Genomic DNA, 16979 nt, shown 5'->3' with positions numbered 1-16979 from the left:
AGGCGGACATGCTCGACGATCCTGAGCTGCTCGAATTGGTTGAAATGGAAGTGCGCGAACTGCTCTCCAAATATGATTTCCCCGGCGATGACACGCCAATCGTGACGGGTTCGGCGAAGTTGGCGCTTGAAGGCGTTGATTCTGAAATTGGCACCCAGTCCATTGACAGATTGATGGAAGCACTCGATAGCTATATTCCGCAGCCGGAACGGGCAATTGATGGCGCATTTTTGATGCCGATTGAGGACGTGTTCTCCATCTCTGGACGCGGCACCGTCGTTACTGGTCGTATTGAGCGCGGTATCGTCAAAGTTGGTGAAGAAGTTGAAATTGTTGGCATTAAAAACACCATCAAAACGACCTGCACCGGCGTGGAAATGTTCCGCAAGTTGCTCGATCAAGGGCAAGCTGGTGATAACGTTGGCGTGTTGCTGCGTGGTACCAAGCGGGAAGATGTCGAGCGCGGTCAAGTACTTGCGAAGCCAAAGTCGATCAATCCGCACACGCATTTTGAAGCGGAAGTGTACGTTTTGGGCAAGGATGAAGGTGGACGTCATACGCCTTTCTTTAACGGCTATCGCCCGCAGTTTTATTTCCGCACTACAGACGTGACTGGCGCTTGCGAATTACCTGAAGGCGTTGAGATGGTGATGCCCGGTGATAACTTGAAGATGACCATCAAGTTGATTGCGCCGATTGCGATGGAAGAGGGGCTGCGGTTTGCGGTGCGCGAAGGCGGACGTACAGTTGGTGCCGGCGTTGTAGCGAAGATCATCGCCTGATTGAGATTTAGTTTTTTAGTGTGCAGGTGATTCTGCACACCTTGCCATTTTCGATTTAGGCCAGTAGCTCAATTGGCAGAGCGGCGGTCTCCAAAACCGCAGGTTGGGGGTTCGATTCCCTCCTGGCCTGCCACCTAAATATATCGCTTCGGCGACAGGCGATTTCCATGAATTTTCTGGCGGAAAAACTTGGCGTCAGCTTAGAAACATTTAAGCTGACCGTCGCTGTATTTTTATTGATCCTTGGTATCACTGCTTTTTATTCTTTTAGCGGTATATCGACACTGGTGCGTGTCATTGGATTGTTAGTGTTTGTTGGTGGTGCTGCTGCAATTGTGTTTCAAACTGAGCTAGGGCGGCTGCTCTGGCAATTCGTCGTTGATTCCCGCATTGAAGTCCGCAAAGTTGTATGGCCATCACGCCAAGAAACGTTGCAAACTACGCTAGTAGTGATTGCGATGGTTTTGGTAGTCGGTATTGTATTGTGGCTATTCGATTTAATTTTAATGGCAATCTTGCGTTTCTTAACCGGCTAGATTCAATTTTAAGGATTGAAAGAAAATAACATGGCGATGCGTTGGTACGTCATTCACGCGTATTCTGGTTTTGAAGGGCAGGTAAAGCGGTCATTGGAATCGGCTATCGCCCGTGCTGGATTGGACGATCTGTTTTCTGAGGTTTTAGTACCTACTGAAGAAGTTGTAGAAATGCGGGGTGGTCAACAGCGCCGCAGCGAACGGAAATTCTTTCCCGGTTACGTTTTAGTAAAAATGGAACTCACTGATGAAACGTGGCATTTGGTGAAAGACGTGCCAAAAGTCATGGGTTTTATTGGTGGTACCGGTGATCGCCCCGCACCAATTCCTGATGCACAAGCGGAAATGATTTTGCAGCGCCTTCAGACTGGTCACGAAAAACCACGTCCTAAAACACTTTATGAGCCCGGCGAAATTGTGCGCGTGACCGATGGTCCATTCGCTGATTTTAATGGCGTTGTTGAAGATGTTGATTATGAAAAAAGCCGCGTCAAAGTGTCTGTTTTGATCTTTGGGCGCGCAACACCAGTTGAACTTGAATTCTCGCAAGTTGAGAAAGGTTGATCGTTTTTAATTCGGTTTAATACTGAAATCTACTGCAGGGGAGCCAGCTTTGTTGGCGTTTGTACCCAACTTTTAAGGAACGAATATGGCAAAGAAAATTACAGCGTATGTCAAGCTACAGGTGAAAGCGGGATCAGCATTACCCAGCCCACCTGTTGGACCCGCATTAGGTCAGCATGGCGTGAACATCATGGAATTCTGTAAAGCGTTCAATGCGCGGACACAGGATATGGAAAAGGGTATTCCAACGCCGGTTGTCATCACCGTTTATTCGGATCGTAGTTTTACGTTTATTACTAAAACGCCGCCAGCCTCCGTACTTCTGCAAAAGGCTTTAGGATTAGCTAAAGGAAGCTCCAATCCGAATACCAATAAAATTGGTACTGTGACACGCGAGCAATTAGAGCAGGTTGCGGCATTAAAGATGCCGGATTTAACTGCGGCATCAATGGATGCAGCAGTACGCACGATTGCAGGAAGTGCGCGTTCAATGGGATTGATTGTGGAAGGAGTGAACTAATGGCGCATCAGTCAAAGCGGTTGCGGGCGATTGCAGAACGGATTGACCGTAGCAAAATTTACGCTGCCGATGAAGCGTTTGCTTTATTAAAAACGCTGTCGAATGTGAAGTTTGCAGAAAGTATTGATGTCGCAGTGAATCTTGGAGTTGACCCGCGCAAATCGGATCAAGTGGTGCGTGGTTCAACCGTTTTGCCGCATGGTATTGGTAAAACAGTGCGGGTGGCTGTATTCGCACAAGGTGCTGCTGCTACTGCTGCAACCGAAGCTGGCGCGGATCGTGTTGGCTTTGATGATTTAGCTGAAGATATTAAGGCAGGGCAGATGGATTTTGATGTCGTGATTGCGTCACCGGATGCGATGCGACTCGTCGGTCAGCTCGGAAAAATTTTGGGTCCGCGTGGTCTTATGCCCAACCCCAAAGTGGGCACCGTTACCCCCGATGTTGCTGAGGCAGTGCGCAACGCAAAAGCCGGACAGGTGCGCTATCGTACTGATAAAGCAGGTATTATTCACTGCCCACTCGGCCGTGTTGGTTTTGAACCTGTGCAGCTTCAAGAGAATTTAGCAGCACTATTGGTGAATTTGATGCGTGCAAAACCAAGCGCCTCGAAAGGTGTGTATATGCGCAAAGTCACGGTATCAAGCACGATGGGGCCCGGATTGACGATTGATCATTTATCACTCATCTGATTTGCAATAATGAAAACAAAGCGAAGTTAATTCGCTTTGTTTTATTCCAGATGAGAATACGCGCTTTTGTAACAAGAATTGAAGTGAGCACGCTCGAAGACCGCAGGTGTTTGGTTCATTTGATGGAACTCCTGAACAAAACTTAATCCCCGGCGTAGATGGTGTGCCAATTGGTACACTTTTTTGTTGTGTTGATCAACACGGATTGTTATCAACAAAACGTTTTAATTGAGGTGACGACAATGGCGCTTAATTTAGCGCAGAAAGAGGCAATCGTCGCTGAGGTGGCGCTGGTCGCTAAAAGCGCATATTCGGCAATTGGTGCTGATTATCGGGGGTTGTCAGTTGAGCAATTGACAAAGCTCCGCGTAGATGCCCGCAAAGCTGGTGTTTATATTCGCGTCATTAAGAACACGTTGGCACGACGCGCATTAGAAAATACTGACTTTGAGTGTATGCGCACGAGTTTAACTGGTCCGCTGATTTTGGCGTTTTCTCAGGCCGATCCCGGTGCAGCAGCGCGGGTAATGGAGCCTTTTGCCAAGGAACATGAAAAATTCGGTTTCAAGGTGCGTTTAATCGCGCTGAGTGGCGAATTACTTGATCCTGCGCAAATTAGCAAATTGGCAAAATTGCCAACCCGCGATCAAGCACTCAGTTTGCTAATGGCAACGATGAAAGCACCGGTGCAAAAGCTCGCTGCAACGCTATTGGCAGTTCAAGTAGCCAAAGAAGCAGCGTAATTGCCTTCTTTCGATTTCATTGAATTTTTAGGAGAAACACATGGCTGTTTCAAAAGACGACATCCTTGAAGCAATTGGTGCAATGACGGTAATGGAGGTCGTTGATCTCATTTCCGCTATGGAAGAAAAATTTGGTGTTACCGCCGCAGTTGCTGCGGCGGCACCTGCTGCCGCTGAAGCAGTGGTGGTGGAAGAACAAACCGAATTCGATTTGATTCTGACTGGCTTTGGTGCCAATAAGGTTGCTGTCATTAAGGTTGTGCGTGCAATTACTGGTCTTGGCTTGAAAGAAGCTAAAGATGCAGTTGAAGGCGCACCAACGACCTTGAAAGAAGCGATTTCCAAGGCGGAAGCTGAGGACGCGAAGAAGCAATTGGAAGAGGCAGGCGCAACGGTCGACATTAAGTAGTTTTCTGATGCGGCACGTAGAGGCTGGCGGTGCAAAGCCGCCGGCCTTTTTCTGTTTTCAGTTGGTGAATTTTTAATAGGGAAGGCATCATGGCTTATTCATTTACAGAAAAGAAGCGCATCCGCAAAAACTTTGGCAAGCGCCCGAATAATCTGGATGTGCCATTCCTCCTAGCAACTCAAATCGAATCTTATCGCAAATTTTTGCAAGCTGATTGCGCAGCAAAGGATCGGCTTAATATCGGTCTGCAAGAAGCATTTCAATCAGTATTTCCAATTGAAAGTTACTCCGGCTATGCGGTGCTTGAATACGTCAAATACCGTCTTGGTGAACCGGAATTTGATGAACGTGAATGTCATTTACGCGGTGCAACGTTTGCCGCACCACTGCGCGTACTCTTACGGTTGGTGATTTACGATAAGGAAGCGCCCAGCGGCACTAAAATTGTTAAAGACGTGCGCGAACAAGAAGTCTACATGAGCGAATTGCCGCTGATGACAGACACCGGCACCTTTATTATTAACGGCACCGAACGTGTCATTGTGTCGCAATTACATCGCTCGCCGGGTGTTTTGTTTGATCACGATCGCGGCAAAACACATTCCTCTGGAAAACTATTGTTTACTGCGCGAGTGATTCCTTCGCGTGGTTCATGGTTAGATTTTGAATTTGATCCTAAAGATCATCTTTTCGTGCGTATTGATCGCCGCCGTAAATTGCCAGCGACCGTTTTATTGCGGGCGCTGGGTTATGGTGTTGAAGATATTTTGGCGCATTTCTTTGAAACAGATCGCTTTCATCTCGCACCATTAACAGGCGAGCTTGAGCAGCCGCTGACATCTTTTGATCTCGTGCCAGAACGGTTGCGCGGTGAGATCGTCCCTTTTGATATTGCAATTGGCGATGTCATTTTAGTTGAAGCTGGCCGGCGGGTTACACAAAAACACATCCGCGAATTACAAAAATCTGGCATTCAACAACTCAATGTGCCAACTGATTTTTTATACAACCGCATTCTAGCGCGGGCGCAGCGCGATCCCAATACTGGCGAAGTGCTTGCTGAAGCAAATGCGGTATTGACTCCTGAGCTGATTGAAACGTTACGGCAACGTGGTATCAGTGTGCTTGAAACTCTGTTTGTGAATGATCTCGATCATGGCGCTTATTTATCAGAGACATTGCGCATTGATTCAACCACGAACGACTTTGAAGCTCAGATTGAAATTTATCGCATGATGCGTCCGGGCGAACCGCCTACAAAAGAAGCGGCGCAAACGCTATTCCACAATCTCTTTTTCACTCCAGATCGCTATGATCTTTCTAACGTTGGGCGCATGAAATTCAATCGGCGTATGTCACGCACGACAGAATTTGGCCCCAGCGTTCTTTATGATGGTCGTTATTTCAGCGCCCGCAATGATGACTTTTCTAAAAAGGTATTCGCTGAATACGGCGAGATGTCTGACATTATTGAAGCGATGCGCGTTCTGATTGAATTGCGCAACGGGCGCGGCACAATTGATGATATTGATCATCTTGGTAATCGCCGGATTCGTAGTGTTGGAGAATTAGCCGAAAGCCAATTTCGCATTGGTTTGGTGCGGGTTGAACGTGCAGTAAAAGAGCGGTTATCGGTGGCAGAATCTGAAGGATCAATGCCACAAGAATTGATTAACGCTAAACCAGTTTCAGCGGCAATTAAAGAATTCTTTGGTTCAAGTCAGTTGTCGCAGTTCATGGATCAAAATAATCCGCTGTCGGAAGTGACCCACAAGCGGCGGGTGTCAGCATTAGGTCCCGGTGGTTTAGCGCGTGAGCGAGCCGGTTTTGAAGTCCGCGACGTTCATCCCACGCATTATGGTCGCGTGTGCCCAATTGAAACGCCTGAAGGCCCAAACATCGGTTTAATCAATTCATTGGCTGTGTATGCTCGCACCAATGATCATGGTTTTCTCGAAACGCCTTACATTAAGGTGAATGATAGCAAGGTCACTGAGCAGATTGATTATTTATCTGCAATTGAAGAAGGGCACTTTGTTATTGCGCAAGCGAATTCAACGTTAGATGAAGACGGACGTTTAACTGATGCGTTAGTGTCTTGTCGTCACGCGAATGAATTTGCAATGCGTCCGCCAGAAGACGTGCAATACATGGACGTCTCACCGCGCCAAATTGTTTCGGTAGCAGCATCGTTAATTCCATTTTTGGAACATGATGATGCAAACCGGGCGCTCATGGGATCGAATATGCAGCGCCAAGCGGTGCCAACGCTACGGGTTGAAAAACCTTTAGTGGGTACGGGAATGGAGCGCGTAGTCGCAACCGATTCTGGAGTGTGTGTGGTAGCGCGGCGCGGCGGAGTGATTGTTTCCGTTGATGCTGGTCGTATTGTTGTGCGGGTGAATGATGATGAAGCGTTACCCGGGGTGCCCGGTGTTGATATTTATACGCTGACGAAATACACGCGCTCCAATCAGAATACATGTATCAATCAACATCCTTTAGTAAAACCCGGCGATGTGATAGTACGCCATGACGTTTTGGCTGATGGTCCGTCAACAGATTTGGGTGAATTGGCGCTGGGGCAAAATTTGCGCATCGCTTTTATGCCTTGGAATGGATACAACTTTGAGGATTCTATTCTCATCTCAGAGCGGGTTGTTGCTGAAGATCGCTTTACCAGTATTCACATTGAAGAATTGTCTTGTTTGGCGCGTGATACCAAATTGGGATCAGAAGAAATTACCGCTGATATTCCCAATGTTGGTGAATCGGCGCTGGCAAAATTGGATGCGTCGGGCATTGTGTATGTGGGCGCTGAAGTGCGCGACGGTGACATCTTGGTTGGCAAGGTGACGCCGAAAGGCGAAACCCAATTGACGCCAGAAGAAAAATTGCTGCGGGCGATCTTTGGTGAAAAGGCGTCGGATGTGAAAGATACGTCGCTGCGCTTGCCGTCGGGAATGACGGGCACGGTGGTGGATGTGCAGGTATTCACCCGTGATGGCGTGGAGAAGGATCAGCGGGCGTTGCAAATCGAGTCGCTGGAGTTGGAGCGCGTGCGCAAGGATTTCGCCGATCAACGCCGGATCATGGAACAAGATACTTTCCAGCGGGTTGAGAAGTTGTTGATCGGGCGCGTCGCTGACGGCGGTCCCGGCTCGCTAAAACCGGGCGCAAAGATCACCAAGACTTATCTGCATGGCTTGATTGGCAAGGATAAAAACAAAGCGCAAGGCGATGATTATTCGACTTTTGCGCCCTCGGCATTGTCGGCGGGCAGCGGAAGTCCCGGCGCTGATCCGCGTGATCTGTGGTTTGAGATTCACGTTCGTGATGAGGATGTTGCCGCGCAGTTGGAAGCCATCGCCGCGCAGGTGAAGCAATCACGCGAGGCGTTCCGTGAGCGTTATGCCTTGAAGCAACGGAAGCTCGCTCGTGGTGATGAACTTGCGCCCGGCGTGTTGAAAATGGTCAAGGTCTATGTGGCGCTAAAACGACGGATTCAGCCCGGCGACAAGATGGCCGGTCGGCACGGCAACAAGGGCGTGATCTCAAAAGTGGTGCCGATTGAAGATATGCCGTTTTCTGCTGACGGCGAGCCGGTGGACATCGTGCTCAATCCGCTCGGCGTCCCGTCGCGGATGAACGTCGGGCAGGTGTTGGAAACGCATCTGGGCTGGGCGGCGAACGGGTTGGGCGTCAAGATCGGCAAGATGTTGCAAGCGCAGGCGGCGATCTCAGAACTGCGTGATTTCCTTGATAAAGTGTACAACCGCAGCGGCAAAACCGAAGACCTCGCCAGTTTCTCGGATGATGAAATCGTCGAGTTGTCGCGGAATCTGGTGCGCGGGGTGCCGATGGCAACGCCGGTGTTTGACGGCGCGACCGAGGAGGAAATCAAGGCAATGTTGCTTTTGGCCGACCGCGATAATTCCGCGCTGGGCATTCCGAGTGGACAGACGATTTTGTTCGACGGGCGCAGCGGCGATCAGTTTGAGCGTCCCGTCACCGTTGGCTATATGTATATGATTAAGCTCAACCATTTGGTTGATGACAAGATGCACGCCCGCTCCACCGGTCCGTACAGCTTGGTCACGCAGCAGCCGCTCGGCGGTAAAGCGCAGTTTGGCGGGCAGCGGTTCGGCGAGATGGAAGTGTGGGCGCTGGAAGCCTACGGCGCGGCTTACACCCTGCAGGAGATGCTGACGGTGAAGTCCGACGACGTGAACGGTCGCACCAAGATGTACAAAAACATCGTCGATGGCGATCACCGCATGGAAGCCGGAATGCCCGAATCGTTCAACGTCTTGATTAAAGAAATCCGCTCGCTCGCAATCAATATCGAGCTTCAACAAGACTGACGTGGTTGAGCCGCAGCGCCGCCAAGTAGCGGCGCTGCCGAATGCGCACCTTCTCACGTCACTCTTTCCAGGTAGGAGATTCAGGTCTTGAAAGATCTATTAAAAATCATCAAACAACAGGGTCAGGCGCTGGAATTCGACGCGATTAAAATCGGTCTCGCCTCCCCCGAGATGATCCGTTCCTGGTCCTTCGGCGAAGTTAAAAAGCCCGAAACCATCAATTACCGTACCTTCAAACCAGAACGCGATGGGCTGTTTTGCGCCAAGATTTTTGGTCCGATCACCGATTACGAGTGCATCTGCGGCAAATACAAACGTCTCAAGCATCGCGGCGTCGTGTGCGAAAAATGTGGCGTGGAGGTCACGCTGGCGAAGGTGCGGCGTGAGCGCATGGGGCATGTCGATCTCGCCAGTCCGGTGGCGCACATTTGGTTTTTGAAATCGCTGCCGTCGCGGATCGGTTTGCTGCTGGATATGACGCTGCGCGACATCGAGCGCGTGCTGTATTTCGAGTCATTTGTGGTCATCAACCCCGGCATGGTGGAAGAGCTGGAGCGCGGGCAGTTGCTGAACGATGAGGAATATCTCAACGTTTTAGAGGCGAACGGCGACGACTTTGAGGCCAAGATGGGCGCGGAGGCGGTGTATGACCTGCTGCGCACCATTGATATGGCGGCTGAAATTCGGCGGATGCGCGAGGAAATTGAGAGCACCAATTCTGAGACCAAGATCAAGAAGTTAGCCAAGCGACTCAAGTTGATGGAGTCGCTGCTGGCGTCCGGCAATCGCCCGGAATGGATGATTTTGACGGTGTTGCCGGTGTTGCCGCCGGAGCTGCGCCCGCTGGTGCCGCTCGACGGTGGACGCTTTGCGACTTCCGATCTCAACGATCTGTATCGGCGCGTGATCAATCGCAACAATCGGTTGAAACGCCTGCTCGATTTGATCGCACCCGACATCATCGTCCGCAATGAAAAGCGCATGTTGCAGGAATCGGTTGACGCGCTGCTGGACAACGGACGGCGTGGGCGGGCAATTACCGGCACCAATAAACGCCCGCTGAAATCGCTGGCGGACATGATTAAAGGCAAGCAAGGGCGCTTCCGCCAGAACTTGCTCGGCAAGCGCGTCGATTATTCGGGGCGGTCGGTGATCGTGGTCGGGCCGACGCTGATGCTGCATCAGTGCGGGCTGCCGAAGCGGATGGCGCTGGAACTGTTTAAGCCGTTTATTTTCAGCAAGTTGCAATCACGCGGGCTGGCGACGACGATCAAAGCTGCCAAGAAAATGGTGGAGCGCGGCACGCCCGAAGTGTGGGACATTTTGGAAGACGTGATCCGCGAACATCCGGTCATGCTCAACCGTGCGCCGACGCTGCATCGGCTCGGCATTCAAGCCTTTGAGCCGGTGTTGATTGAAGGCAAGGCAATTCAATTGCATCCGCTGGTGTGTACTGCGTTTAACGCGGATTTCGACGGCGACCAGATGGCGGTGCATGTGCCGTTGTCGCTGGAAGCGCAGTTGGAAGCGCGGGCGCTGATGATGGCATCCAATAACATTTTGTCACCAGCCAACGGTGAGCCGATCATCGTGCCGTCGCAGGACGTGGTGTTGGGGCTGTATTACATGACCCGCGAGCGCGTGAATGCGAAAGGCGAGGGCAGTATTTTTGCCGATATTGATGAGGCGCGGCGGGCGTATGAAACCGGACACGCGGCACTTCATGCCCGTTGTCGGGTGCGGCTGCGTGAGGTCATCAAGGAGAAAAATGGCACCCGACACGAGATCGTGAGCATCAAAGATACGACGGTGGGACGGGCGTTGGTGTTTGCGATTGTGCCGGACGGTTTGCCCTTTGATCTGGTGGATCGGGCGCTGGGTAAAAAGCAGATTTCGCTGCTGATTAACATGTGTTATCGCCGCCTTGGTTTGAAAGAAACCGTTGTTTTTGCTGACCAAATTATGTACCTCGGTTTCCGCATGGCGACCCGTTCTGGCGTGTCCATCGGCTTGGATGACATGGAAGTGCCGCGTGACGAGGTTGATGCCAAGATGGACAAGGGCGCGTTGCTGGCTGCTGCGGAAGCGGAAGTGCAGGAAATTCAACAGCAATATGCGTCCGGTTTAGTCACCAACGGCGAGCGTTATAACAAGGTGGTGGACATCTGGTCGCGCACCAACGATCAGGTCGCCAAGGCGATGATGATTAAGCTCGGCAGCGAAACGGCGGACTCGAATCCAGTATTTGAAGCGCAGCGGCTGGTGAGTGAATACCGGCAGGGCATTTATAGCGCGATCACTGCTGAGGATCGCCCGCAGACGCGGACGTTGTTTAACGAGTGGCAGGCGCGGTTGCACGATGCCGGTCAGCAATTGCAACGCGGTGAGATGACGACGGGAGCATTTCAAGAATTAGCGGTGGCGTTGCTCGCTGAATATCGCCCGGAAGTCGCCAAGATCGTCGGTCTTGACCAGATCAAAGGTCATGGTTTGCGTGAGCGGGTGATTACCGGCTTTGGTGAAGTGAAACAACGGGTTGCGGATCGCCGCAAGCAGGATTCGTTCAATTCGATTTACATGATGGCGAATTCAGGAGCGCGTGGTTCCAATCAGCAGATTCGCCAGTTGGCAGGAATGCGCGGGCTGATGGCCAAGCCCGATGGCTCAATTATTGAGACGCCGATTACCGCGAATTTCCGCGAAGGCTTGAACGTCATTCAGTACTTCATCTCCACGCACGGAGCGCGGAAAGGTTTGGCGGATACCGCGCTCAAAACGGCGAACTCCGGTTATCTCACGCGGCGGTTGGTGGACGTGGCGCAGGATATGGTGGTGCTGGAGGAAGATTGCGGCACCGAGCAGGGGTTGTTGATGACGCCCATTCTTGCTGGCGCAGACGTGGTCGAACCGCTGCGGGATCGGATTTTAGGGCGGGTGTGTGCGCTGGATGTGTATCGCCCCGGCACTGATGAATTGGTGTGCAAAGCCGGGACGCTGCTTGATGAAGGCTGGGTGGAACGGTTTGATGAAATCGGCATCGACCAGTTGCGAGTGCGTTCGCCGATCAGTTGCGAGGCGCGGTTGGGCGTGTGTGCGCAGTGTTACGGTCGTGATTTGGCGCGGGGACATCGCGTCAACATGGGCGAGGCAGTGGGCGTGATCGCGGCGCAGTCGATTGGTGAACCTGGCACGCAGTTGACGATGCGGACATTCCACATTGGCGGCGCGGCGTCACGGGCAGCGGCGGTCAATAGCATCGACATCAAAAATAGCGGCACGATTCGGCTGCATAACATCAAGACGGTGCAGCATCATTCCGGCAATAACTTGGTGGCGGTGTCGCGTTCTGGCGAGTTGACGCTGATTGATGAGCGCGGCATGGAAAAAGAACGCTACAAGGTGCCGTATGGCGCGACGTTGCGCGTGGCTGATGGCGATGCGGTGAAGCCCGGTGATGTGGTCGCTACTTGGGACCCGCATACCCATCCGGTGGTGACGGAAGTGGCGGGAACGCTGGCATTTGAAGAGTTCATCGAAGGCGTGACGGTGCAAAGTCAAACCGACGACGTGACTGGCTTGGCGTCGCTGGTGGTGATTGATCCGAAACAGCGACCGGCAGCGGGTAAAGATTTACGTCCGATGGTGAAGCTGCTGGACGAGCAAGGTAATGAACTCAACATCGTGGGCACGGATTTGCCGGCGCGGTATGCGTTATCTGCTGGCGCGATTGTCAGTGTGACCAATGGCGCGGAAGTGGGCGTGGGCGACGTGCTGGCGCGGATTCCGCAAGAATCCAGTAAAACCCGCGACATCACTGGCGGTCTGCCGCGAGTAGCGGATTTATTTGAAGCGCGGAAGCCGAAAGAGGCGGCGTTACTGGCGGAAGCGAGCGGCACCATTGGTTTTGGCAAGGATACCAAGGGCAAACAGCGGCTGATTATCACCAAGGACGATGGCGAGACGGTTGAGGAATTGATCCCAAAATGGCGTCACGTCAACGTGTTTGATGGTGAGCGCGTGGAACGCGGCGAGGTGATTGCTGACGGTGAATTGGCGTCCCACGATATTTTGCGGCTGAAAGGTGTCACGGCGCTGGCTGAATATCTGGTGAAAGAAATTCAGGATGTGTATCGGTTGCAGGGCGTGAAAATCAACGATAAACACATCGAGGTGATCGTGCGCCAGATGTTGCGCAAAGTGGAAATCACCTCGCCCGGTGATACGCGGTTGCTGCGCGGTGAACAGGTAGAGCATTCGGTGTTGTTTGATGAAAATCGCCGCGCTATTGCCGATGGCAAGCAACCGGCGTTGTATGAGCAATTGCTGCTCGGTATTACCAAGGCATCATTGGCGACTGAATCCTTTATTTCAGCGGCTTCATTCCAAGAAACAACGCGGGTGCTGACGGAAGCGTCGGTGCGGGGTTCGATTGATCGCTTGGCTGGTCTTAAAGAAAACGTGATTGTGGGGCGGTTAATTCCAGCGGGAACCGGATTATCACATCATCAAGAACGGCGGCGGCGGCGGCAATTAGAATGTCAAGCGTCTCATCATGCGGAAGCGAGTAAAGACCCGGAATCGGCATTTAAGAAGTGAATACGCCGAGCACGAATTAACCCCTGCTCGGTTGCGGTGCTTGTAAAAGAGCAATCGTTGACAGGCTCTTGATCGCTCCCTATACTGATCTGTCTCAGCTAGTCGGCTTTAAACAGCCGGCTAGTCTCATTTTTTTGTTCCGGTTCCTTGGTCTGGGCGTTTCCTGTTCAGACTTGAATCACATCGACACGCAACTGTTGTGAACATCAGCACAAAATCAGTGCTGATTGTTTTTTGCGCAGGACTTACTGAGCGTCGATTGTTCATTAAAAGTGTTTTCGCTTGCTCAGGATGAGCAGGTAAAAGATCGCCGTACAGCGGTCAACGACGGGCTGACAGATGACATCGCTGCAAAAAGATGAGCCACCTGAAAACGCCTGATCGAGCAATGGACTCCGGCGCAATTGCGCGTCAAGGGCTTGAGTTGGGCGATCCGTCGCCAACCAAGTGCGGATAAATCCACCTAGTCAATTGTGATTGGGTTTTTTGGAACAGACTGATTGCATGGCAACGATCAACCAACTCGTCCGTAAGCCCCGCAAACGGAACGTCACTAAAACTAACGTTCCGGCACTGGAGGCTTGCCCACAGCGCCGAGGTGTCTGTACGCGGGTTTACACCACAACGCCTAAAAAGCCGAATTCAGCCTTGAGAAAAGTCGCTCGTGTGCGACTGACTAATGGTTTTGAAGTTGCTACCTATATCGGCGGCGAAGGTCATAACCTTCAAGAACACTCGGTGGTACTGATTCGCGGCGGTCGCGTTAAAGACTTGCCAGGTGTGCGCTACCATACTGTGCGCGGCACATTGGATACCTCCGGAGTGGAAAAACGGCGTCAAGGGCGTTCTAAGTACGGCGCAAAGCGTCCGAAAAAATAACGCGTCCGGTTAACGAATACACTCGGAATTAAAACACTATGCCAAGAAGACGTGTCGCAGCCCGGCGTCAAATCCTTCCTGATCCCAAGCATGGAAGCGAATTGTTGACCAAGTTCATCAATATGATGATGGAAGATGGCAAGAAGTCGGTTGCTGAAAAAATTATTTACAGTGCTTTAGATCAGGTTTCTGAGAAAAAAGGCGGCAAACCGGTCGAGTTGCTAGAAAACGCCATGGAAAACGTCCGCCCTGCCGTAGAGGTAAAGTCGCGGCGCGTTGGTGGTGCAACTTATCAGGTACCAATTGAAGTACGCCCAGCTCGCCGGAATTCGTTGGCGATGCGCTGGCTCATTGACGCAGCACGCAAGCGTTCTGAGAAATCAATGGCGCAGCGATTGGCTGGAGAATTGATGGATGCTGCCGAATCTCGCGGTTCCGCAGTAAAGAAAAAAGAAGACACGCATCGTATGGCAGAAGCCAACAAGGCGTTTTCACATTATCGCTGGTAGTACAGATCAAGGGGCAAGTATCAAGAAGCAACATGACACGGTGATTCGTTTTTCCGTGTATTCAAGTTCCTTCGATCCTTCAAACTTGCCTCTTCAATCACTGACAACAGATTTTCAAGGCGGAAACAGTCGTGGCACGTAGCACCCCAATCGAGCGGTATCGCAACCTTGGCATCATGGCGCACATTGATGCGGGGAAGACCACGACGACCGAGCGCATCCTGTTTTACACCGGAGTCTCACACAAAATCGGTGAGGTGCACGATGGCGCTGCGACGATGGATTGGATGGAGCAAGAGCAAGAACGCGGCATCACCATCACTTCGGCAGCAACTACTTGTTTCTGGAAAGGAATGAGTCGCCAACGTCCAGAACATCGAATTAACATCATTGACACTCCCGGTCACGTCGATTTCACGATTGAGGTTGAGCGGTCATTGCGTGTGCTTGATGGCGCGTGTGCGGTATTTTGCGCGGTTGGTGGTGTTGAACCACAGTCAGAGACCGTATGGCGTCAAGCTGATAAATACGGTGTACCACGCCTTGCTTTCGTCAATAAGATGGATCGCATGGGCGCAAATTTTTTCCGCGTGGTTGCGCAAGTAAAAGAGCGGCTGGGCGGTAATGCTGTACCGGTTCAGGTGCCGATTGGCGCAGAAGAACATTTCCAAGGCGTTGTGGATCTCGTCCAAATGAAAGCTGTTTATTGGGATGAAGCATCGCGGGGCATGGAATACGAGCTGCGTGATATTCCAGAAGATTTACTTGCCGTTAGCGAAGAATGGCGCGAGAAGATGGTTGAAGCTGCGGCTGAAGCCAGCGAAGACTTGATGGAAAAATATCTCAATGGTGAGGCTTTAACCAACGAGGAAATCCAATCAGGTTTGCGAGCGCGGACATTGCGTAACGAGATTGTTCCCATGCTGTGCGGTTCGGCCTTTAAGAATAAAGGCGTGCAAGCGATGCTTGATGCCGCACTTGATTACATGCCTTCGCCAGTAGATGTTCCTGCAATTCGCGGTATTTTGGATGACAAGAACGAAACAGAAGCGGAACGTCCCGCCTCAGATGCAGCGCCTTTTGCAGCGTTGGCATTCAAAATCGCGACTGATCCCTTTGTTGGCACCTTGACTTTTTTCCGTGTGTATTCAGGTGTTTTGAAATCTGGCGACACGCTGTATAACCCAGTTAAAGGGCGCAAGGAGCGGATTGGGCGTATTTTGCAGATGCACGCCAATGAACGTCAGGAAATCAAAGAAGTGTGCGCTGGTGACATCGCCGCTGCTGTTGGTCTGAAAGACGTGACGACTGGTGACACGCTGTGTGATTTGAATCAAATCATCACGTTAGAACGCATGGAATTTCCGGAGCCAGTGATTTCGGTCGCTGTTGAGCCGAAGACCAAAAGCGATCAAGAACGGATGGGTATGGCGCTGTCGAAGTTGGCACAGGAAGATCCGTCGTTTCGTGTGCGGACAGATGAAAAATCTGGACAGACCATTATCTCCGGCATGGGCGAGTTGCATTTAGAAATTATCGTTGACCGGATGCGGCGCGAGTTCAAAGTTGAGGCGAATGTTGGTGCGCCGCAGGTGAGCTATCGTGAAACGATTCGGACGGCGGTGCAGCAGGAAACCAAGTTTGCACGGCAGTCGGGTGGGCGTGGTCAGTATGGTCATGTGTATATCAAGGTTGAGCCGCAGGAAGCGGGCGTTGGTTATGAATTTGTCAATGCCATCGTTGGCGGCAGTGTTCCCAAGGAATACATCCCGGCAGTCGATAAAGGAATTAAGGAAGCGATGACCAACGGCACGTTGGCTGGGTTCCCGATTGTGGACATCAAGGTCACGCTGTATGACGGTTCCTATCACGAAGTCGATTCAAGCGAAATGGCATTCAAAATTGCTGGGTCGATGGCAATCAAGGAAGCGGTGGCAAAGGCACGTCCGGTGTTGCTGGAACCAATTATGAAGGTCGAAGTGGTCACGCCTGAAATCAACATGGGCGATGTCATGGGTGATCTCAACAGTCGGCGCGGCATGATTCACGGTATGGAAGACGCCCCGTCGGGTAAAATTATTCGTGCTGAGGTGCCATTGTCGGAGATGTTTGGGTATTCGACTGATCTGCGGTCGGCAACCCAAGGTCGTGCTACCTACAGCATGGAATTCAGCAAATACAACGAGGTGCCCGCCAGCATTGCCGATGCGGTCGCCAAGAAACAGTAACGATACGGGTAGAGCGGGATGTCAAAAGAGAAGTTTCAACGGAGTAAGCCACACGTCAACGTTGGCACCATTGGTCATGTTGATCACGGCAAAACCACGCTGACGGCAGCAATTACCACCCACCAATCAAAGAAGTTTGGTGGTGAGGCGCGGGCCT

At 51.7% G+C, this 16979-nt stretch carries 13 protein-coding genes and 1 tRNA gene; all 14 read left to right on the top strand.

The window, feature by feature from the left end; all coding sequences use genetic code 11:
• Positions 1 to 782: elongation factor Tu (locus CKO12_RS12800; RefSeq protein WP_200155120.1), on the top strand; the 782-nt coding region annotated here is incomplete at its 5' end.
• 57 nt (positions 783 to 839) lie between these two features.
• Positions 840 to 915 (top strand) — tRNA-Trp (locus tag CKO12_RS12795).
• A 34-nt stretch (positions 916 to 949) separates the two neighbouring features.
• Positions 950 to 1318: a preprotein translocase subunit SecE gene (gene secE / locus CKO12_RS12790; protein WP_200155119.1), complete on the top strand. Its 369-nt coding sequence runs from the start codon at positions 950 to 952 to the stop codon at positions 1316 to 1318.
• A gap of 30 nt (positions 1319 to 1348) precedes the next feature.
• Positions 1349 to 1882 carry a transcription termination/antitermination protein NusG gene (gene nusG, locus CKO12_RS12785; RefSeq protein ID WP_200155121.1) on the top strand — a complete coding sequence of 178 codons (534 nt, stop codon included), beginning with the start codon at positions 1349 to 1351 and terminating at the stop codon, positions 1880 to 1882.
• 85 nt (positions 1883 to 1967) lie between these two features.
• On the top strand, positions 1968 to 2402 hold the full coding sequence (gene rplK, locus CKO12_RS12780) for a 50S ribosomal protein L11 (RefSeq protein ID WP_200155118.1): 435 nt from the start codon (positions 1968 to 1970) through the stop codon (positions 2400 to 2402).
• A complete protein-coding gene (rplA, locus tag CKO12_RS12775) occupies positions 2402 to 3094 on the top strand; it encodes a 50S ribosomal protein L1 (RefSeq protein ID WP_200155117.1) in 693 nt (230 codons plus the stop codon). The genes rplK and rplA overlap by 1 nt, the downstream gene beginning before the upstream one ends.
• A 242-nt stretch (positions 3095 to 3336) precedes the next feature.
• Entirely contained in the window at positions 3337 to 3837 is a 501-nt protein-coding gene (gene rplJ / locus CKO12_RS12770) for a 50S ribosomal protein L10 (protein ID WP_200155116.1), read from the top strand.
• A 40-nt stretch (positions 3838 to 3877) separates the two neighbouring features.
• Complete coding sequence (rplL, locus tag CKO12_RS12765) at positions 3878 to 4246, top strand: 50S ribosomal protein L7/L12 (RefSeq protein WP_200155115.1); 369 nt, start codon at positions 3878 to 3880, stop codon at positions 4244 to 4246.
• Between the two features lie 89 nt (positions 4247 to 4335).
• Positions 4336 to 8610 (top strand): DNA-directed RNA polymerase subunit beta, encoded by a 4275-nt coding sequence (rpoB, locus tag CKO12_RS12760; RefSeq protein WP_200155114.1) that lies wholly within the window; start codon positions 4336 to 4338, stop codon positions 8608 to 8610.
• A gap of 87 nt (positions 8611 to 8697) precedes the next feature.
• On the top strand, positions 8698 to 13206 hold the full coding sequence (rpoC, locus tag CKO12_RS12755; RefSeq protein ID WP_200155113.1) for a DNA-directed RNA polymerase subunit beta': 4509 nt from the start codon (positions 8698 to 8700) through the stop codon (positions 13204 to 13206).
• 504 nt (positions 13207 to 13710) lie between these two features.
• Positions 13711 to 14085: a 30S ribosomal protein S12 gene (rpsL, locus tag CKO12_RS12750; protein WP_014780392.1), complete on the top strand. Its 375-nt coding sequence runs from the start codon at positions 13711 to 13713 to the stop codon at positions 14083 to 14085.
• A 38-nt stretch (positions 14086 to 14123) separates the two neighbouring features.
• Complete coding sequence (gene rpsG, locus CKO12_RS12745) at positions 14124 to 14594, top strand: 30S ribosomal protein S7 (protein ID WP_200155112.1); 471 nt, start codon at positions 14124 to 14126, stop codon at positions 14592 to 14594.
• Positions 14595 to 14725: 131 nt separating this feature from the next.
• The gene (gene fusA, locus CKO12_RS12740) at positions 14726 to 16822 is read left to right on the top strand and encodes an elongation factor G (RefSeq protein ID WP_200155111.1); all 2097 of its coding nucleotides are present in this window, start codon (positions 14726 to 14728) and stop codon (positions 16820 to 16822) included.
• Between the two features lie 18 nt (positions 16823 to 16840).
• Positions 16841 to 16979: GTP-binding protein (locus CKO12_RS12735; RefSeq protein ID WP_242466335.1), on the top strand; the 139-nt coding region annotated here is incomplete at its 3' end.

The sequence above is a fragment of the Chromatium okenii genome (assembly GCF_016583745.1).
Lineage (GTDB): Bacteria > Pseudomonadota > Gammaproteobacteria > Chromatiales > Chromatiaceae > Chromatium > Chromatium okenii.
The sequence above is the reverse complement of the archived record's forward strand: the minus strand, read 5'-3'. Positions and strand labels throughout refer to the sequence as shown.